Origin of the sequence: Pseudobutyrivibrio xylanivorans, assembly GCF_008935055.1 — a bacterium.
GTDB lineage: Bacteria > Bacillota > Clostridia > Lachnospirales > Lachnospiraceae > Pseudobutyrivibrio > Pseudobutyrivibrio xylanivorans_A.
In genome coordinates this window covers 2,735,578-2,754,411 of sequence record NZ_CP043028.1, presented here as the reverse complement: position 1 = coordinate 2,754,411, position 18,834 = coordinate 2,735,578, and the positions used below count along the sequence as shown (strand labels likewise).

Genomic DNA, 18,834 nt, shown 5'->3' with positions numbered 1-18,834 from the left:
TTTAAAATGACAAACAAGCAAAGAGCATATTTATCATCTTTAGCTGCAGATATGAGCCCAATTCTTCAGATTGGAAAGGCTTCACTTACTCCAGAGTATACAAACGCTGTAGATGAAGCACTTGAAGCTAGAGAACTTATTAAAATAAACGTACTTAAGAACTGTTTCGATGATCCTAAGGAAATTGCACAGACACTTTCTGAGCGTACTCATTCAGAAGTTGTTCGTGTAATTGGTAGAAAAATTATTCTTTACAGAGCAGCAAAGAAGCCATCAATTAAGCTTCCACAATAAATCTGCTCAAAGGAGACAGCATGAGAATTGGTATATATGGCGGAACTTTTAACCCAATTCATAACACACACATTGAAATTGCAAAGGCTGCACTAGCACAGTTTCAACTGGACAGAGTATATTTTCTTGTAGCTGGTAATCCACCTCATAAGGATACTGCTGAAAATATTCCTGATACCTGCAGACTTGAGATGGTTTCTATTGCGATTCAAGATGAAGAAAAGCTTTTCATTGATGACAGAGAGATTTATCGCGCAGGTAAAAGCTACTCTTATTTAACTTTGACAGAACTAAAAGAAGAGTATCCTAGTGATGAATTCTTCTTCATCATGGGCAGTGACAGCATATTATATTTTGACAAATGGGTAAATCCAGAAACCATATCAAAATGTGCAACAATACTTGTTGCTCCAAGATTAGGAGACGATGAAGAAGCAATTCGAAACACTATCCATACATTTCAGGAAACATATGAAGGTGAATTTAAGCTTATAGATTACAAGGCTAATGGAATTGCATCATCAATCATCCGTGAGGATTTTTATAATAATGACGATACCAGATTGTCTTTAAAGCAGTCGGTTGCAGACTATATAATAGAGCATAATTTGTACAGTGCTCATAATTATAATTATTCAGATATTTTAAAGCTTTCTGAAGAAATGAAAGTGGCGCTTAAACCTGGTAGATATATTCACACCTTAGGCGTTGCCACTACAGCCTATTCCATGGCTTTAAAATGGAATTATCCCGCATACAATGCCATGGTAGCTGGTATGCTTCACGATAGTGCTAAGTGTATCACTGATGAGAAAAGAATTAGCATTTGCGAGAAAAACAATATACCAATCAGTGAGATAGAGTATAGGTTCCCACATCTCCTTCATGGCAAGGTCGGAGCTTTTTATTGCAAGGATAAATACAATGTATTTGATGAGCAAATTGCACACGCCATAGCAGTTCACACAACAGGTTGTCCAGCTATGAATCTTCTAGATAAGATTATTTTTGTAGCGGATTATATTGAGCCTGGAAGAGATAAGCAGCCTAGACTTGATATTCTCAGATACATGGCTTATACAGATTTGGATAAATGTGTATACATGATACTTGAGGATTCTGTTGAGTATCTAAATTCAAATCCAGAAATGGTCGATCCAACTACAATAGATACCTATAACTATTATAAAAAATATATGAAAGAAAGAGGTTAATGATGGATTCAAGAGAAATGGCAAAGATTGTTTGCAAGGCACTCGATGACAAGAAGGCTATTGACATTAAAGCAATCGATATTTCAAATATAAGCATTATGGCTGATTATTTTATTGTTGCTTCAGCTTCAAATATTAATCAGCTTAACGCAATGCAGGATGAAGTTGACCGTGTTCTGTATGAGCAGGGTATTCATGCAAAGTCTATTGAAGGTAATAGACAGAGCACTTGGGTGCTTATGGATTATGAGGATGTAATTGTACATCTCTTTGATGAAGAGGACCGATTATTCTATGATCTTGAGCGCATTTGGAAAGATGGAATCCTCATTGATGCCAAAGACCTTTAAAAGCAAATAATAATTAAGAAATTGAGCCTTTAGTTACGCTCTCAAGCATTGGTGTTACTCCGTTCAGCTTAGAATGCTTCACTTGAGTAATACCAAAAGCTAGATAGCTACTAAAGGCTCTTTTTTAGATACAATTAATGCCTACAGTTACGGCTACAAGCCTTAGCGATTAGTTGAAGAAACGGAAAACGCCAAATACCTTGCCAAGAATGAGGCACTTATCTACAATGATAGGGTCCATAGTATCATTCTCTGGCTGAAGACGAATATGTCCGTCTTCCTTATAGTATGTCTTTACAGTTGCGCTATCGTCAACTAACGCAACAACCATATCACCATTTTTAGCAGTTTGCTGCTGCTGAACAATAATAGTATCTCCATCGAGAATACCAGCATTAATCATTGATTCACCCTTTACCCTGAGCATGAAGGACTGCTGATTAGGCATGTGTTCAGCAGGAATAGGGAAGTACTCTGTGATATTCTGGATAGCAAGAAGTGGCTGACCAGCAGCTACATTACCAACTACAGGTACATTAACAACCTCACGACGAACCATATTAAAGCTATCATCTACGATTTCGATAGCACGTGGCTTCGATGGGTCACGTTTAATATATCCATTCTTCTCAAGGGTCTCAAGATGAGAGTGGATAGAAGATGTAGATTTAAGATTACAAGCATCACAAAGCTCTCGAACTGTAGGCGGATAGCCTCTATTAAGAATTTCGGCCTTAATAACCTCTAGTATTTCACGCTGCTTCGCAGATATTTTTCCATATGCCATAATGATGCTTCTCCTTTCAAAATTTTATACATTTACAATAACATAAGGAACATATTTTTGCAAACAGATTTTCCGAAATTTTGTTCGAGAAAAGTATTGACAAACGATTGTTCGTGAATTATATTGAATTCAGAACAGATGTTTTCGAACTTATTTTTGGAGGTTTGACCATGAATAGACATTCTAAATCAGCCCTTATTGCTAGAAATAGAAGAATTATGCTTCTTATCGCTATCATTTGCTCAATTTTATTTGCATTTATATTCAGTACCACTAGAGTAGCAGCAGAGAATAGCAAACCAGTAAATAAATACTACACTAGCTATGAAATTCAACCAGGAGATACCCTTTGGACTATTGCAGATCAGTTTATGAATGCCGAGTATTCAGATAAAACAGCTTTTATTGATGAGATAAAGAGTATCAATCATATTTCAGGAGATAATATTACAGCAGGAAGCTATATAGTCGTTGAATATTATGCTTATGATGAGCCTTAAGGCTGTCGCATTCTCCTTTTAAATATGATAATATACATATATATTGATTTATTTCTAAAATATAATCTATATTTAGTATAAATTTACTTAGGAGAATGTATGTTAAGATTTTTAATTGCGATTATTTCCAATTTAAAGCGAGGACCTAAGCTTATTTCTACCATGCGAAAGATGGCAAAGAATAAAGAAAAATATTCGGAAAAGCAAAGATATGCCTATGCTCAGCGATTATTTAGACTCCTTATGAGAAGTGCCAGAATATCCACCACAGTATATGGGGCTGATAATTTGCCAAGGGAGGGTGGATATGTTATGTATCCTAATCACCAGGGCAAATACGACGCCTTAGGCATTATGTACGGACACAAGGAACCTTGCACATTTGTAATGGATAAAGCAAAATCTTTTGGGTTCATGGTAAGAGAGGTATGTGATCTGCTTGATGCTAAGCGACTTCGCCTTGGAAATGTTAGACAAAACATGAAAATAATGGACCAGATTACAAAAGAAGTCAGTAAAGGAAGAAAATACATTCTTTTCTCTGAAGGTGGCTATGGTAAGAATGGTAATGTGGTACAGAATTTCAAGCCGGGTAGCTTTAAATGTGCAATGCGAGCAAAGGTTCCAATTGTTCCTGTCACTTTGATTGATTCATATATTGCATTTAATAGTTTAAAGCCTGGTCCTGTAAGTACGAAGGTAATCTTTGGAAATCCAATTTATTACGACGATTATAAAGACATGAAAACTCCAGAAATTGCAGATATGGTTAGAAAAATAATCATTTCTACTATGGAAGAATATGGAGTATTTGATAATTCTAGAATTCAGCTAGAAACTATCGAATAAACATTAAATGTATTATGTATATATCATGATTATATAGACTATTTACACTGAAAAAGAGTAATAGTAAAATATAGATATCTATCGGTTAAATATCTGTTTATCCGTTAGATAGTAATTTAATTTCGGAGAAATACTGTTATGGGTAAAGATTCTAATTTCTATAAGGATAAATCGAAGAATCAAAAACTTAAGCTGCGTGAGCTTCAAAATGAACTTCCTAAGCCAGCGTTGGACTACATCTACTCCAAAGAACAAACAACTCAGACAAGTACATTAATTGCATATTCATATGACCTGCTTACTTTTTTTCGTTTTTTAGTATCATCAAACCCACTACTTAAGGGTTTAGATGTTAAAAAAATTAATTACGACGTTTTAAATAAATTAACTGCAGATGATATTGAGGAATACAAACGCTATCTTGAGTTAAATACTGTTGGCGAGCAACATGAAAATAATAAACGCGCTATAGCAAGAAAAATGTCTCCTTTGCGAAGCATGTACAAATATCTATTAGCACGTAAATTTGTTTCTAGTGATCCAACTCAACTTGTGGAGCTTCCAAAGCTTAAAAAAGATAAAAATATCGTTCGTATGGACAATTACGAAGTTAAGGCTATTTTAGAAGCAATTGATAACGGAAACGCCTTTTCATCTGAACGTCAACGCAAATACAACCAAAAGACCCGTGGGCGCGACCTTGCTATATTAACATTAATGCTTAATACTGGAATTCGTGTAAGTGAATGCAATGGACTTGACTTAAATGATGTAAATTTCAATGTTAATTCTTTAACAATCGTTCGAAAGGGTGGCGGACAGGATATAATCTACTTCAATGATGAAGTTGCCGAAGTTTTACAGGATTACATTAACGGCGAACGAGAATACATAATTGCCGTAGAAGGTCATGAAAACGCCCTCTTCTATTCTCTTCAAGGTAAAAGACTTAGTGTAGATGCTATTGAGAATTTAGTTAAAAAATATGCAAGAATTGTTGTACCAGATAAGAAAATTACGCCTCATAAGCTCCGCAGCACATATGGTACAGCCCTATACCGGGAAACAGGCGATATAAGGCTTGTAGCAGACGTACTGGGCCACGAGAACATTAACACTACTATCGACTACTATGCTGCCATCGAAGATGAGCACAAGCGACTCGCACGAAATGCCGTAATATTTTCGAAGGAGGAAGGCAAATAAGGATTTTATGTTGAGGTGGTAGCTGTCAAGCTCTGTGGTTTCTGAAGCGAAGCTTTCTATGCTGAGCATAGAAACTCACAGGCTTGTAGGCGTAACCACCGGGCTTGAACTTGGCTACATTCTTCGATATTTAGAAAGAAGTTCTTCGAAATATGAAGGCAGCGGCGCATTGACTTCTACGTATTCGCCTGTGGTTGGCTGAACGAATCCTAATGTTTGAGCGTGAAGTGTCTGGCCTTCTAGACCCTTTACCGGCTTTCCATACACATCGTCGCCTAGAAGGGGATGACCGATTGACGCCATATGCACACGAATTTGATGAGTGCGGCCTGTCTCAAGCTTAAACTGTACATAAGAGTATCCCTTGTACTGCTCTAAAACAGTGTAATGAGTTATTGCTTCTCTTCCACCATTCACTACAGCCATCTTCTTTCTATCTTTTGGATTTCGACCTATAGGAGCGTCTACTGTACCAGTCTCTTCTTTAAAATTTCCTATTACAATTCCTTTGTAGATTCGGTTAACTGAATGAACTTTTATTTGTGCAGCAATATCATTGTGAGCCTTATCATTTTTGCAAACCAATAGAGAGCCTGTTGTATTCATATCAATTCTGTGAACGATTCCTGGGCGAATTTCTCCATTAATTCCAGACAAAGAATCCTTGCAATGATACATAAGTGCATTTACCAATGTGCCTGAATAATGTCCAGGTGCAGGATGTACAACCATACCCTTTGGTTTATTAACGACAATTACATCCTGGTCTTCATATAAAATCTCAATAGGTATGTCCTCAGGAACAATATCTATTTCTTTTACTGGCTCAACGCTGACGATTATTTCATCCCCGAGTTTTGTCTGATATTTAGATTTGACCTGCTTTCCATTAACTAAAACAAAGCCACTATCAATGGCTTTCTGATAGTAGCTTCGTGATTTTTCTGGCATATTAACAGCAAGGTATTTGTCTATTCTAATACCTTCGTCTGCAGGTTCTTCAATTATAAGTGTGAATTCATCCATTATTTCTTTAATAATAAGCTTTGCTTAATTTCCTCCAGATCTTCGTCCTTATAATAAAAAAGAACTAATACTAATAAAACTATTACTGCGACTGTCACATAGCAGTCTGCAACATTGAATACAGGAAAATTAATCAGTGAAAAGTAAATAAAATCTACAACATAATTGTTCGTGACTCTATCAATATAATTCCCGATTGCACCAGCAAAAAGAAATACAATAATATAATCTAGATATACAAATTTCTTTTGTCTGGGCATCTCAAAAAGAATATAAGCCATTATAAATAATAGAACTGGTGTAGCTACTGCAAATAAACTTTGTTTACCTTCTAAAAGAGAAAATGCTGCTCCTGTATTTTCCAGATAATGAAACTGCAAAATACCAGGAATGAGAATGATATCATCCTGATTCATTAGATTTTTAACTGCTAATAGCTTTGTAAGTTGGTCCAAAACGATTAAAACAGCAATAAGACCAACACTAAATATCATGGAAATTGTTTTGTTATACTTGTAATACATTAATCTAATACCTGATCTATAGCTTCAATTAAATCCGCATCCGTAAAATCCACATACGAATCTGCCTCACCTATAGCCTTTAATATTGTAAATTTAATCTTTGTACCAATCATTTTCTTATCAGATTTAGACGTGTATAAAATTTCATCACGATTTAATTCTGATACGGAAACAGGCAAATTATAGAGCTTCATACAACCAATAATGTCTTCATACTCTTCATTCGAAATATTACCAAGTTTCTTAGATAAAAAAGAAGCACAAACCATTCCTAAAGCAACACATTGTCCATGACCAATACCAAAATTGCATAGTTTTTCAATTGCGTGGCCTAATGTGTGCCCAAAATTCAGATATGCTCTGATTCCTTTTTCCTTAGGATCAATTTCTACTACATGACCCTTAATCCTACAACAAGAATACACTGCATACGCTAAAGCATCAAAATCTTTGGCAGAAAGCTTGGAATAATTTTCCTTAAGCCAATTATAAAAATCCTTATCTGCAATCAAAGCACTTTTGATGACCTCACCCATTCCGCATGCAAAATTATTATCATCCAAGGATGAAAGTGTACCAAGATTCATATACACCATCTTTGGCATATAAAAGGCACCAACCATATTCTTGTAATGATTGAAATCTACACCGGTTTTACCACCAACAGAACTGTCAACTTGTGATAATAATGTGGTAGGCATCTGGATAAAATCGATTCCCCGAAGAAATGTAGATGCTGCGAAACCTGTTAAATCACCAACAACTCCACCGCCCAAGGCAACTAGTAAAGAATTTCTAGTAAACTTTCTATGAATAAGATGCTCATAGAGCATACTTACTGTATCAAGATTCTTTGAAGCTTCTCCTGCCTCAAAGCTAAAGGAACACACATTTTCACAAATTCCTTTAAAAATAGATACCACCTCAGCTAAGTAAAGTCTAGCCACATTGGAATCTGTAACAATACAAATATTGTCGTAATCCTTATTTAAATCCTTCTTAAATAAGCCTGCCAAATCTCCAAAATCCGGTCGAAAATAAATATTATAACAAGGTTCCCCGTCGTACTTAATATTCAAGCAAGTCGTATTCATGTTCGTGTCTCCGTATCGTTGTATAAGGTGTTAAGTATGTTCTTTAACAGGTGTATCAAATAAGTGAGCTGGTAGGCATCAAGCTCTTTATTCTCTGTATGAGGCATGTAGCCGAAGAAAGAGAATGAAGGCTTGTAGCTGTAACCAGCGGACTATAAGGCTACAAAAGAAAAAGCACCAGATACTCATCTGGTGCTAGAATATTTAAAATCCTGTTTGAATCCCTGTAAAGTCAAAGGCATCAACAATTCCTGCTAAATCACCAGAAAGCTCAACTCCTGCAGGTGTGATTATAAAGATATAGTCTTCAATTCTTTGAAGGTTACCATCGATAGCATAACAAGTACCACAAGTGAAATCAATGATACGCTGTGCAACACCAAGGTCTAATCCCTTCATGTTAAGAAGAACTGTACGCTCAGCTAATAATGTCTCTGAAATCTCGCGAGCATCCTCAAATGAAGATGGTTTAATAACACAAACCTCCATGACAGCTCCTTTCGCTTTATTTCTCATAGGTGTAATCTTTGGCGCTGGTTTAGACGCTCTAACTTCTCTTTCAGAAGGCTTATTTAAAACTGGACGTTTCTCTTCAGGCTCCTTTTTAGAGAACTTATTAAAAAAAGACTTCTCCTCTTCTTCTTCATAAAGATCTTCATCTTCGTAGTCGTCGTAGTCATCACCCAGATGCATTGCATCAAGCATTCTCTCAAACATAACATTACTCCTCAATTAAATGTTGTAATTTCTCTCTCCGAAGATTGCTGTTCCCACTCTCACATGGGTAGCCCCCTCCTCTATGGCTACTTCAAAATCGTTTGTCATACCCATAGATAAAATTCTCATATCAACATTATCGATGTTTTCTTTATCGATGTCAACCGATAAGTCCTTTATTTTGTGAAAAATTGCTCGATTTTCTTCAGCAACCACAACATTTGGTGCTATAGTCATAAGACCCATGATGTGAACTCCATCTAAATGGGAAATCTCAGTACATAATTGCTTAGCTTCCTCTACTCTTACACCAAATTTGCTAGCCTCATTTGCTGCATTTACCTCGATGAGAATTGGAACAACAATACCCTTTTTCTTAGCCTGAATGTTAATTTCCTCAGCGAGACGATAACTATCTACTGAATGAATAAGCTTTACCTTGTCAACGATGTACTTAACCTTGTTACGCTGTAAATGTCCAATTAAATGCCAATCGATGTCTTCTGGCATCTCGGGAATTTTTGCTGTTAATTCCTGGACCTTATTCTCACCAAAAGAGCGAATGCCTGAATCATAAATTACCTGTAAATCCTCAACCGGCTTAGTCTTACTAACAGCGATAAGAGTTACCTCATCACGGTTTCTACCAGCACGCTTGCATGCCTCAGTAACTCTTGTTTCAACGCTTTTTAAATTCTCTTTTAATTCTGTTTCTCTCAATTTATTCACCTCTATAAAAATCTCTATATGTTAATTAATTATAGTGTTCTCTTCTACTTCATCACCCTGTAACACAATGTGATCATACATCGATATACCATAATTTGTACCAGTTTTGATAATAGAATAATCATCATTCTGGTAAAGTATTTCAATTTGCTTAAATACAGCATATCCCTTATTTACATTGTAAACTCCTTGGAGAGTTCCAATATCTGTACCAATAACGTATCTCTCGTTGGAATTTGGTTTAATGAGCGTGTCTCCTCTGGAAACATCATTGTCATCAACAAAATAAAAATCGTCATTTTCGTAGTACACTGTAGGATTGATGTATTCACTTGATGAATCAGTCTGTCTAAGGAAGCCAATTTCATCATCATTCGCACCCTGCATCATATATCCTTTAGGAATTGTAAAGAATTCCTTGTTAACTATAGATGAATTAGGTATTTTCAACCCTGAAATATTATTATTAATAATCTTTATATGGACATATCTACTATCCGCATATCGGTCCATAGAATCATCTAGGGAAAGCACAAGATAGTAGTTTCCAGCCTTCTCCGCAAAAGCCAAATTTGTCCATGTTTCCACTTCATCCTCAAGGAATCGAATCTTTAAATAGGATTCTTCCTGAAGTGAATCAAACAAGGATTTATCTACCTCACATATCAAATTCCAATGATCAGATGTAATAAGCTTATAAACTGGCTGTCCTGCTACAACGGATCCCACAGATTTAAGATTAGTTGATGAATAACTGGACATATCAAATGAATCTGAAATAAAGGAATCTACAGTAAGATTCTCCAACCCATCAATAGAATAAACAATTAAACCAGGCTGTTTGCAATTATAAATATTAAATGTACCTGAGTCTATAGCTGATTGAAGCGAGTTTCCCATTGAATCAAGGGCTGAAACAGTATAAAGCTGTTGCACTTGAGATTCAAGCTCTGTTTTAAAGGTGTAAAGTTTGCTGTAGTTTATATTATTAAAATCGTAAGCAAAGGTTGAAATAGAATTCTGAAGCTTTGCATAATCTTCATCGCTCAGCTTAACATCTGCTGTTTCGTTATTCTTTTTCATTGACGAAAGTATTTCGCCTGATGTATCTAAAGCATATATTTTAGATTTAGCACCAACCTTCGAAAAATTTTCGGCCAAATACAAAATATCTCCACTATTATCTGCATAAACCACCTGCTCCTGTCGGATAGCAAGTGCATTATATTCCAAATTAGAAGAAATCGAACCCTGGGAAACCTCGTAGACTGTAATGTTAGCAGCTGTAAGATATGTAAGCATGTGATACAGCATGTAAATAAACATTACGCCGATAATAATGAATCCTATAGAAAAATGATATTGCTTAGGATATTTAAGTATTTTATTTTCATTCTGCTTCTTTTTCTGCTTTTTTCTCATGTAAGTGAAAGTCAACTCCTAAACAATTAGAAAGGGCACGAATCCGTGCCCTAACAGTCTTTATAAAGAAACGATTATCTTACCCTTTGCGCTTTCAGGTAAGTCTTTCTCATTTTTACTAACTGACAAAACGAATTTTACATCGAACATGTTACAAATGTTATCAAGCTTATTAAGGGCTGCTGTAAAGCCATCATTGGTATCTATATAGGAAACCGTAAGGAAACTGTCTAAGAAAACCTCTTGAATATCTGCATTCTGTGAAAGAACACCGCTTAAGAATCCCAAGAATTCATCAGAACTTTCGATTGGGTAATCACCCATATTGATTAAACGAATCTTTGAATCTAACTCATACATGTGCTTTGTATTCTTGTCAATGTAAACAACTGAACCATCAACCTTCTTGATGTCGCTGTTTACCTTGTCAAGTAAATACTTTGTCTTACCTTTGCCCTTCTCGCCTGAAATTATCTCCACCATGTCAAAATACCTCCCTTTTGCATTTTATAACTACTGTTTTCGAACCCCTCAGTAGATATTTATTTAAGTTATATATATTCTAACATAACGAGATTAAAACCTAAACAGGAAAAATGGTATTTATTTAAAAACTATTTGATTTTCAAGCAATTGACAGACAAAACAGATATATTCAAGGTGTTTTCTAACAATCAAGTGCAGTAATTTGTAAGGATTTCATTCATTAAGAGGTACAGATTTGATCTACAATCTGCGTTAAAAACTATAGAAATAATCTTATCTCCATCCTCATTTTCTGAAAGTAGAACCAAACAATAACCAGCAGCACCTGTAGTACCAGTCTTACCTCCAAGGATAGTAAAACCAGATGGCTTATTTACCTTTCCTGTAAGATACTGATTGGTAGTATGCCACTCTGCAGTCTTTGCTGCACCGCCACTAGTATAATTTGCTGTATAGCTTGTAGCTGTAAAGATATTGTAGAAATCCTGGTTTTCCAAGGCTGCATTCAAAATTAAATACATATCATAGACTGTGGTGTAATGATTTTCATCATGAAGTCCATTAGGGGTAATGAAATTTGAATTTGTAGCACCTAATGCCTTTGCTGTAGCATTCATCTCGGCTGCAAAGCTTTCAACATCCCCACTTATCCCCTCTGCTATCGCAACAGCAGCATCATTACCTGAACGAAGCATCAACCCATAAAGCAAATCTCTTAAAGTGATAACATCACCAGCCCTTAGATTGATTACAGAAGAATCACTAGCCTGATCAACTGCATTCGTACTGACGGTGTAATAATCGTCTAGATTTCCTTTTATACAAGCAATATATGCTGTAAGGATTTTTGTAGTAGATGCAGGATAAAGCTTTTCATGAACGGACTGTGCGTACACAGTGGTCTGTTCTGTAATATTAAAAGCAGCCGCACCTGATGCAACCTGGGAATCCACTGCAGAGGTGCCTAAATCCTCATTGCCAGTAACACAAAGCTCTTTCGCAAAAAGCTCCACATCAGAGGTGGCACCATTATGTGTGATTCCATAAGAAAAAGACGTATCATACAAATCATACGTTGTAACGCTCTCTTCTTCCTTTGCAGCGCCACAACCAATCAGTGATATGCAGGAAACGCCTATAAGAAATAATGACAATAGTTTATTTGTACATTTCACGCCACTCAAGATCTCCTCTGTCCAATGATTTAATGAGAAGTTCAGCAGTTGCAAGATTAGTTGCAAGTGGAATATTGTGAGCATCACAGAGACGAACAATGCTATTAACATCTGGCTCATGAGATTTCACAGTAAGCGGATCTCTCAAGAATATAACCAAATCAATCTCATTCTGCTCAATCTGAGCACCTAACTGCTGTGTACCACCAAGGTGTCCTGCAAGGTACTTGTGAACAGAAAGATTTGTAACCTCTTCCACCAATCTTCCAGTAGTTCCAGTGGCAAAAATGTCATTTTTGCTAAGTATTCCTCTGTAAGCAATACAGAAATTCTGCATAAGCTTCTTTTTGGAATCATGAGCTACCAATCCAATGTTCATTTAAAATAGCCTCCCGTTATTATTTTTTGATTGAAGACCAACGTTTAATACAATACCAATACCAAAATAGACTGTAACCAAAGAGGTAAGTCCGTAGCTAACAAATGGAAGTGGCAAACCGGTGTTTGGCATCAATCCTGTTACTACACAAATATTTACAAAACTCTGAAAACCAATAAGTGTAGCCATTCCTACACAAATGAGCTTCCCCGAAATATCCTTTGCTTTCTTAGCAATGAGTAAAATCTCGATTGCAATGAAGAAAATAAGGATAATTACTAAAGCAGAACCAACGAATCCTAATTCCTCACCTGCAACAGCAAAGATAAAATCGGTATGTGGCTCTGAAATATAGTTTCCATTCTTAACTGAGTCAAAGGCTTCGTTTCCAAGACCTTTACCCATCAGCTGTCCAGAACCAATTGCCATGATTGAATTCTGCTGCTGATATGAATTCTGAGGGTATTTGTCTGGCTTAAGCCAAGCCAAAATACGAATGCCCTGATATTCCTTTAAAATGGTCTGGCCATCTCTGGCGATAAGCACAAGCAGGATAATAATTGATGGAATTGAAATACCAAGGACAATTCCAACTAATTTATAACTTAATCCCACTACAAACATCATAACACAAATAATCATCATTGTGACTATTGTAGTTGATAAATCTGGTTCTTTTTCTATTAAAAGTAACGGAAGTGCCGATAAACCTATGGTCATGGCCAATACTTTTGGCTTATTAATATCCTCTTCATGAAGCATTAAAAACCATGAAAAAAATAAAATAAGCAGTATTTTACTGAGCTCCGATGGCTGAAAACGTACACCAAGCTCAATCCATCTGGTAGCACCACCAGATTCACTACCAAATAAAAGCACGGAAGTAAGCAATGCAATAACCATTCCATAAAAAAGCCAATGGAAATGCAAAATAAAATCGTAGTCAATAATTGCCATTACACTCATTACTATTATACCTAAAATCATTCCCAGAATCTGCTTTTGTTGGTTTGATTCATTGGCAGAACCGATAACAAAAATTCCGATAATGGTCAAAGCAATGACCGCCAATATTAATTTAATATCAAGATTTTTAAATTTATAATTGTGAAACATTAATTCTTAATCCTTTTTAACAGGCCACTGCTAAGTGGTTCAGATAATAATTCATGATTCCAAACAGAAATACCAACGGGCTCTTCTTTCGAGCGTCTAACACGAAGGGACCATTTTTCCTGATAAGTAATCTCACCAGAAACTGTTCCAATCTGAACATTCTGGGAATTTAATTCTCCTGCCACAATATAGCAACCAGTGTTGTCAGGGTAGCCAGCATGACAGCTTCCTTCCAAGCGACCTAAAACAATAACATTTCCTTTTGCTCTAACTGAAGCCTTTGACTTAACATCTCCAAGGATAATAATGCTAGAGTCCGAAGTAACCTGATCACTCTTTGAAACGGACCCCCTTATGATCTTGGCGTTTTCAAAGATTTCATCAGTATAAAACCGATCAATTTCTCCAAGCATACGGGTATCCTTATATTCATTATTCTCATTTAAAAGAATAACCTTAATTTTAGAATTGAGCTCTATAGCCTGAATAATAACAAGCCCTTCGTCTGTTGTGAGCTCTCTTCCGAAGGTTTCGAGAATCATTTCGGTTTCGCCAAAGAAGTCTGCTGATTTGGCAAATTTCTCACATATAGCTCTAACTAAATCCTCAAAAGGAATTGTTGCATCAAGCTGCAATGACAAACCATATTTATTACTTTTTAATACAACTGGATCGTTACTCAAAACAAAGCCTCCCACTTTTGATGATTTTATAACTAGTCTGTAAACTCATTTTCAGAATCTGATACAGTATTTGCCTCACCACTAAGAAGCTCTTCAGTTGAAGAAACACCAAAGTAGTAAGATAAAATATCCTTTGAAACAGCCGCTGCGTTGTGAGATGTATATCCGTAAGCAATACGGGTTGCAATAGCTACTTCTGGATCATTATATGGAGCAAAACCAATAAATAAAGCGTGGTTTGGTCTGCTCTTAACCTGCTGGGCAGTACCGGTCTTTCCAGCAACCTCAACAGAAAAATTGTTGAAAGATGAAAGGGACTCAACTACCATTCTCATACCATAATGAATAGCATCCCACTGGCCACCATTAAGAACGTCAACCTGATTTCGTACTGATGGACTATAGCTCTCAAGAACATTACCCTCAGAATCCCTTACGCTATCCAAAAGTGTAAGGTTGTATACCGTTCCTCTGCTGGCAATTGCTGCAGCATAGCGTGCAAGACCAACTGTAGTATAGTTGTTATCTGACTGACCAATTGCCGCCATGACAGGGTATTCTGTGGCCATATGAGGAGAGTTCTCTTCTACCTCGATACCCGTTATCTCATCCAAACCATAAAGGGATGCGTATTTTTGGATATTGTCAATACCCTTAATATCATCGTAATTGCCATCGCCTCCGGCAAGCCTCCAACCTACTTCGTAGAAGAAGTAGTTACAAGAATCTCTAATAGCCTCAGAAACATTGATGCTACCGTGATTGCTTGGATAAATCCAACACTTAGGCTTATTAGACACCTTTGTGTACTGACCAAGGTCGGTAATTTCAGAAGTTGTTGTAATAACATTTTCTGCAAGACCTGCTGTAGAGCTGACAATCTTGAAGGTAGAACCAGGCGCAGTTCTCTGCTGTGTAGCATAGTTATACAAAGGATTGGCTGCACTATTTGTAAGGTACGAATAATAATCAGCATCAACAGAGTTAGCAAGCTTGTTATTGTCGTAGCCAGGATACGTAACCATTGCCAAAACCTCGCCAGTCTTGGTATCAAGAATTACAGTAGAACCTGAGCATGGATCTAAGGCAATCTGTCCAGGAGTGAGCTCAAGGCTCTTAATCTTAGAACGCAGGAACTCATAAGAAGATATTCTTCCACTTGATAGTGCCTGATATGATTCCTCATCCTCGGCAAGAACTCCCTGATCATATAATATCAAACAAAGCTGAGAACCTGATATGCCATCATCCAAAATCAAATACTTATAAATTAGATTCTGGAAACTCTTATCATTTGAAAGATAGTCGATAACATAATCTACAAGATCATTATATAATTCTTCAGTATCAGCATACTTCGCTTCTGTTTCATACTTTGTAATATCAATCCAGTTCTGCTCTATAGCGTAAATTAAATACTTATTTACAGCCATCTGCTCTGAAGTCCAGCTTGTCTGAACATCTGAAGATGTATCAATGAGCGATGAGTCAAAAATTCCAAGACTTTTAAGCTTTGTAACGATATATGTTGAGTACGCCTGATACTCTCTAGGTAAATCACTGTAGATAACTTCGTTATTTACAGTAAGCTGTGATTTAAGTGTAGATAAAACAGCCTTCTGTTTAGTCTCAAAAGCGCTAAGTACAGCCTTTTCTGTAGCAGAAGCATTTTCATCCTTAAATGCGTTAGTATCAATTATTCCATTTCCAATAAGAGAATAGTAAACATCATATATTGGAACTACTACATCTGATGATGATGCGTGCTCTGATGCATTATATTCCTTTATATTTGAAATTTTTGAATAAAGAATGCCGGCAATCTCCTGCTCAAGAAGAATGTAAGCTGCTTTCTGTAAATCCATATCAATAGACAGATATACATCGTTTCCAGAAACAGCTGCCAAGTAATCTCCCTTTGCAATTGTATTTCCTACACTGTCTACATAAAGTGTCTCATGCCCCTTTGTACCTGACAGATAATCATTCATGTATTTTTCGATACCGGATTTACCAACAACATCATTAGTATCTACGGTATCATCAGTGGCTGAACGCTCCTTATATTCATCAGTAGAAATCTGTCCAGTGTAGCCGATAATATGGGCAAAATATTCGCTGTCAGTATATCTGCGAAGAGATTTCTGCTCAACAGCTACACCTGTAAGCTCATTAACATTTTCTTCGATGAATGCTACAGACTCCTCAGAAATATCAGAAGCGATTACAGTGGAGATATACTTCTGATATGAATTCTGGCCCATGTTGTAGCGTACAACCATTATTTCATAACGAAGCTTTTTATTGTATTCATCAGAAATGTTATAGACCTTTTCGCCTTGCAGATAATCTATAATCTGATCCGGAGTAGCAGTAGCCTCGTCAAATCCAAGCTTCTCATTGTATTCCAAATCGTCTATGCTTGTCTTTCCAAAGATATCTGCACGAAATCTCTGAAGGGTATTACCAGAATACATAAATTGATAATTCCCCGAAGAGTCAATAACTATTGGAAAGCTATTATCGATTGAATCACCATTCTTTTCAAGCTTAGTGATGATTGTAGCAATCTCTGAATTAAGAGATTTACTTCTCTCCTTTTTGCTAGAATAGACACCATTATCCTGAATAGTAACAGCATAAACCAGCTCATTATAAGCCAACAGGTTTCCATTTCTATCAAAAATATTGCCACGTGTAGCGGCGATTGATTCAGTTTTCTCTAGTTTAAGATTATAGTTGTCTTGATATTCGCTACCGTTAATAATCTGCAAATAAAAAAGACGTGAAATAAGGACAGCGGCGAAAAAGCCAAACACCACTGATACCACGCGAATACGTGAAGAAAATGCATTTACAAAAAAGTCCTTAATAATTTCCAATTCTATCAGAACCTTTCTTTTCCAGTTTTTCGATCCAATTGTTTATGTACAGAATAGCGTAATAAACAAAAATAGAAACAAGTAATGTGTAAACAACCTCAGGCAAAATAATATTCATAAAATAAAAGGAAAACGAATACTGAGATCTGATAACAAAAAATACGACATAAGATGCAAGCCCATAGATAAGGTCGCTTGCGCCTATAAGAATTAAAGGAAGTCGCAAATCATCACCGAAGAATTGTTTCCTGAAAAGACCATTAAGTACACCTATATACATATAAATCAATGCATAAGCGCCAAACAATGATCCAGAAAAAATATCCAGTAAAAGACCGGTGCAAAATCCAATGATAATGCCATGTCTTCTACCTTTCATAAAACCATAAGTCGATACAACACAAATTAAAATATTAGGAGTTACTCCTGCAAGTCTGTATCTTGAAAAAACACTTGTCTGCAGAAGAAAGCTTACATAAATGACAAGTGCTACTATCAATATTCTTTTAAAATAGTGCTTAAAATTACTCACTCTTGTAAGACTCCTTCAATTGCTTAATAACAAGCACGTCTGACAAATGTTTAAAATCAACTACAGGCGTAATTGTGCCAGACTTTGACAAATCATTTTCATCAAGATTAACTGATGAAACATAGCCAATTAAAAGACCAGGAAGATATTTGTCTGAAATATTTGAAGTAACAACCACATCACCGATTGCAACCTTATTATCGCTGTCAGCAAGATTTGAATAGTTGATTACATTGCTGGCAGTCATATTCTCAAGACTACCCGAAACGATACAATTGTCCTCAGTAGAAGAAATTGTAGCGCTTACATTTGCAGTATCATCAATAATTGCTCTGACAACTGCATAGGAATCTCCAACCGAAGAAACAATACCAACTAATCCTCCGTCAGCAATAACATTCATATTTACCTGAATTCCATCTTTGGAACCCTTATCAATTGTAAAGGTATTAAACCAGTTAGAGGTGCTCTTTCCAATTATTCTGGCACCTGTTGTATCGTAATCTAAATATGATTGATCCAGCTCATAAAGCTTCTGAAGCTCATCAAGCTCGCTCATTTTAAGCTCATAGCTTTTAATTTTATCGTTAAGAGTATTAACCTGCTCTTGAAGTTCCTCGTTTTCAGCGATTAGCTGTTCTTTTGTCTTTGTGTCAGCCGAAGAAATAGCAATTGTACTTCCAATATAATCAATACCCTTTTGCATAGGAATGAAAATATGATTGGCAATAGTCTCCAGCGGACCACCGGAAAAACCAGTGGAATAACTAAAGAATAAAAGCATTATACAAACAATCGATAAAAACGTGAGAAGATATTTACTTGGTATGCCACCATTTGCTTTTCTCTGTCTCATATAACCTCATCAA

Annotated in this window: 21 protein-coding genes; 6 read left to right on the top strand and 15 right to left on the bottom strand. The window is 36.2% G+C overall.

Annotated features, from left to right (window positions below; genetic code table 11):
• Window positions 1–6 precede the first annotated feature (6 nt).
• From FXF36_RS12445 to rsfS, 3 genes are read left to right on the top strand one after another with little or no spacing between them, the layout of a single operon-like run.
• Complete coding sequence (locus tag FXF36_RS12445; protein ID WP_151624559.1) at window positions 7–294, top strand: YhbY family RNA-binding protein; 288 nt, start codon at window positions 7–9, stop codon at window positions 292–294.
• 20 nt (window positions 295–314) lie between these two features.
• Window positions 315–1,508 carry a nicotinate (nicotinamide) nucleotide adenylyltransferase gene (gene nadD / locus FXF36_RS12440; protein WP_151624557.1) on the top strand — a complete coding sequence of 398 codons (1,194 nt, stop codon included), beginning with the start codon at window positions 315–317 and terminating at the stop codon, window positions 1,506–1,508.
• A 2-nt stretch (window positions 1,509–1,510) separates the two neighbouring features.
• A complete protein-coding gene (gene rsfS / locus FXF36_RS12435; protein ID WP_151625791.1) occupies window positions 1,511–1,858 on the top strand; it encodes a ribosome silencing factor in 348 nt (115 codons plus the stop codon).
• A 169-nt stretch (window positions 1,859–2,027) separates the two neighbouring features.
• Here rsfS and lexA read toward each other — a convergent pair whose 3' ends face one another.
• Window positions 2,028–2,645: a transcriptional repressor LexA gene (lexA, locus tag FXF36_RS12430; protein ID WP_151624555.1), complete on the bottom strand. Its 618-nt coding sequence runs from the start codon at window positions 2,643–2,645 to the stop codon at window positions 2,028–2,030.
• A gap of 170 nt (window positions 2,646–2,815) precedes the next feature.
• Here lexA and FXF36_RS12425 point away from each other — a divergent pair, with 170 nt between their 5' ends.
• The 3 genes from FXF36_RS12425 to FXF36_RS12415 all read left to right on the top strand — a co-directional run bounded on the left by FXF36_RS12425 (window position 2,816) and on the right by FXF36_RS12415 (window position 5,200).
• Window positions 2,816–3,145, top strand: coding sequence for a LysM peptidoglycan-binding domain-containing protein (locus tag FXF36_RS12425; RefSeq protein WP_151624553.1), 330 nt, complete (start codon window positions 2,816–2,818; stop codon window positions 3,143–3,145).
• 99 nt (window positions 3,146–3,244) lie between these two features.
• A complete protein-coding gene (locus FXF36_RS12420; protein ID WP_151624551.1) occupies window positions 3,245–3,994 on the top strand; it encodes a lysophospholipid acyltransferase family protein in 750 nt (249 codons plus the stop codon).
• Window positions 3,995–4,132: 138 nt separating this feature from the next.
• Window positions 4,133–5,200 carry a tyrosine-type recombinase/integrase gene (locus FXF36_RS12415; protein ID WP_151624549.1) on the top strand — a complete coding sequence of 356 codons (1,068 nt, stop codon included), beginning with the start codon at window positions 4,133–4,135 and terminating at the stop codon, window positions 5,198–5,200.
• Between the two features lie 114 nt (window positions 5,201–5,314).
• On the opposite strand, the gene FXF36_RS12410 is transcribed toward FXF36_RS12415, so the two are convergent.
• The 14 genes from FXF36_RS12410 to mreC all read right to left on the bottom strand — a co-directional run bounded on the left by FXF36_RS12410 (window position 5,315) and on the right by mreC (window position 18,821).
• On the bottom strand, window positions 5,315–6,226 hold the full coding sequence (locus FXF36_RS12410) for an RluA family pseudouridine synthase (RefSeq protein ID WP_151624547.1): 912 nt from the start codon (window positions 6,224–6,226) through the stop codon (window positions 5,315–5,317).
• A complete protein-coding gene (lspA, locus tag FXF36_RS12405; protein ID WP_151624545.1) occupies window positions 6,226–6,750 on the bottom strand; it encodes a signal peptidase II in 525 nt (174 codons plus the stop codon). Before lspA ends, FXF36_RS12410 begins: the two co-directional genes overlap by 1 nt.
• Window positions 6,750–7,844: a 3-dehydroquinate synthase gene (aroB, locus tag FXF36_RS12400; protein ID WP_151624543.1), complete on the bottom strand. Its 1,095-nt coding sequence runs from the start codon at window positions 7,842–7,844 to the stop codon at window positions 6,750–6,752. The genes lspA and aroB overlap by 1 nt, the downstream gene beginning before the upstream one ends.
• Before the next feature lie 204 nt (window positions 7,845–8,048).
• A complete protein-coding gene (locus FXF36_RS12395) occupies window positions 8,049–8,561 on the bottom strand; it encodes a cell division protein SepF (protein WP_151624541.1) in 513 nt (170 codons plus the stop codon).
• A gap of 15 nt (window positions 8,562–8,576) precedes the next feature.
• A complete protein-coding gene (locus FXF36_RS12390) occupies window positions 8,577–9,281 on the bottom strand; it encodes a YggS family pyridoxal phosphate-dependent enzyme (protein ID WP_151624539.1) in 705 nt (234 codons plus the stop codon).
• 30 nt (window positions 9,282–9,311) lie between these two features.
• On the bottom strand, window positions 9,312–10,712 hold the full coding sequence (locus tag FXF36_RS12385; RefSeq protein WP_151624537.1) for a biotin/lipoyl attachment domain-containing protein: 1,401 nt from the start codon (window positions 10,710–10,712) through the stop codon (window positions 9,312–9,314).
• Window positions 10,713–10,772: 60 nt separating this feature from the next.
• On the bottom strand, window positions 10,773–11,195 hold the full coding sequence (locus FXF36_RS12380; protein ID WP_151624535.1) for a twitching motility protein PilT: 423 nt from the start codon (window positions 11,193–11,195) through the stop codon (window positions 10,773–10,775).
• Window positions 11,196–11,386: 191 nt separating this feature from the next.
• Window positions 11,387–12,373, bottom strand: a complete 987-nt coding sequence (locus FXF36_RS12375; protein WP_243143509.1) for a D-alanyl-D-alanine carboxypeptidase family protein — start codon at window positions 12,371–12,373, stop codon at window positions 11,387–11,389.
• Window positions 12,357–12,752: a methylglyoxal synthase gene (locus FXF36_RS12370; RefSeq protein WP_151624531.1), complete on the bottom strand. Its 396-nt coding sequence runs from the start codon at window positions 12,750–12,752 to the stop codon at window positions 12,357–12,359. The genes FXF36_RS12375 and FXF36_RS12370 overlap by 17 nt, the downstream gene beginning before the upstream one ends.
• Window positions 12,753–13,868 (bottom strand): FtsW/RodA/SpoVE family cell cycle protein, encoded by a 1,116-nt coding sequence (locus FXF36_RS12365; protein ID WP_151624529.1) that lies wholly within the window; start codon window positions 13,866–13,868, stop codon window positions 12,753–12,755.
• Window positions 13,868–14,551: a septum site-determining protein MinC gene (locus tag FXF36_RS12360; protein WP_151624527.1), complete on the bottom strand. Its 684-nt coding sequence runs from the start codon at window positions 14,549–14,551 to the stop codon at window positions 13,868–13,870. The genes FXF36_RS12365 and FXF36_RS12360 overlap by 1 nt, the downstream gene beginning before the upstream one ends.
• A 32-nt stretch (window positions 14,552–14,583) precedes the next feature.
• Window positions 14,584–17,433, bottom strand: a complete 2,850-nt coding sequence (locus tag FXF36_RS12355; protein ID WP_151624525.1) for a penicillin-binding transpeptidase domain-containing protein — start codon at window positions 17,431–17,433, stop codon at window positions 14,584–14,586.
• Window positions 17,420–17,965 (bottom strand): rod shape-determining protein MreD, encoded by a 546-nt coding sequence (gene mreD, locus FXF36_RS12350; protein ID WP_151624523.1) that lies wholly within the window; start codon window positions 17,963–17,965, stop codon window positions 17,420–17,422. Before mreD ends, FXF36_RS12355 begins: the two co-directional genes overlap by 14 nt.
• Window positions 17,958–18,821, bottom strand: coding sequence for a rod shape-determining protein MreC (gene mreC / locus FXF36_RS12345; protein WP_151624521.1), 864 nt, complete (start codon window positions 18,819–18,821; stop codon window positions 17,958–17,960). Before mreC ends, mreD begins: the two co-directional genes overlap by 8 nt.
• Window positions 18,822–18,834: the final 13 nt, after the last annotated feature.

Bases quoted from the DNA above. Each gene is read 5' to 3' on its own strand.
- FXF36_RS12445 (WP_151624559.1), top strand. From the start codon at position 7: ATGACAAACAAGCAAAGAGCATATTTATCATCTTTAGCTGCAGATATG.
- nadD (WP_151624557.1), top strand. From the start codon at position 315: ATGAGAATTGGTATATATGGCGGAACTTTTAACCCAATTCATAACACA.
- rsfS (WP_151625791.1), top strand. From the start codon at position 1,511: ATGGATTCAAGAGAAATGGCAAAGATTGTTTGCAAGGCACTCGATGAC.
- lexA (WP_151624555.1), bottom strand. From the start codon at position 2,645: ATGGCATATGGAAAAATATCTGCGAAGCAGCGTGAAATACTAGAGGTT.
- FXF36_RS12425 (WP_151624553.1), top strand. From the start codon at position 2,816: ATGAATAGACATTCTAAATCAGCCCTTATTGCTAGAAATAGAAGAATT.
- FXF36_RS12420 (WP_151624551.1), top strand. From the start codon at position 3,245: ATGTTAAGATTTTTAATTGCGATTATTTCCAATTTAAAGCGAGGACCT.
- FXF36_RS12415 (WP_151624549.1), top strand. From the start codon at position 4,133: ATGGGTAAAGATTCTAATTTCTATAAGGATAAATCGAAGAATCAAAAA.
- FXF36_RS12410 (WP_151624547.1), bottom strand. From the start codon at position 6,226: ATGGATGAATTCACACTTATAATTGAAGAACCTGCAGACGAAGGTATT.
- lspA (WP_151624545.1), bottom strand. From the start codon at position 6,750: ATGTATTACAAGTATAACAAAACAATTTCCATGATATTTAGTGTTGGT.
- aroB (WP_151624543.1), bottom strand. From the start codon at position 7,844: ATGAATACGACTTGCTTGAATATTAAGTACGACGGGGAACCTTGTTAT.
- FXF36_RS12395 (WP_151624541.1), bottom strand. From the start codon at position 8,561: ATGTTTGAGAGAATGCTTGATGCAATGCATCTGGGTGATGACTACGAC.
- FXF36_RS12385 (WP_151624537.1), bottom strand. From the start codon at position 10,712: ATGAGAAAAAAGCAGAAAAAGAAGCAGAATGAAAATAAAATACTTAAA.
- FXF36_RS12380 (WP_151624535.1), bottom strand. From the start codon at position 11,195: ATGGTGGAGATAATTTCAGGCGAGAAGGGCAAAGGTAAGACAAAGTAT.
- FXF36_RS12370 (WP_151624531.1), bottom strand. From the start codon at position 12,752: ATGAACATTGGATTGGTAGCTCATGATTCCAAAAAGAAGCTTATGCAG.
- FXF36_RS12365 (WP_151624529.1), bottom strand. From the start codon at position 13,868: ATGTTTCACAATTATAAATTTAAAAATCTTGATATTAAATTAATATTG.
- mreC (WP_151624521.1), bottom strand. From the start codon at position 18,821: ATGAGACAGAGAAAAGCAAATGGTGGCATACCAAGTAAATATCTTCTC.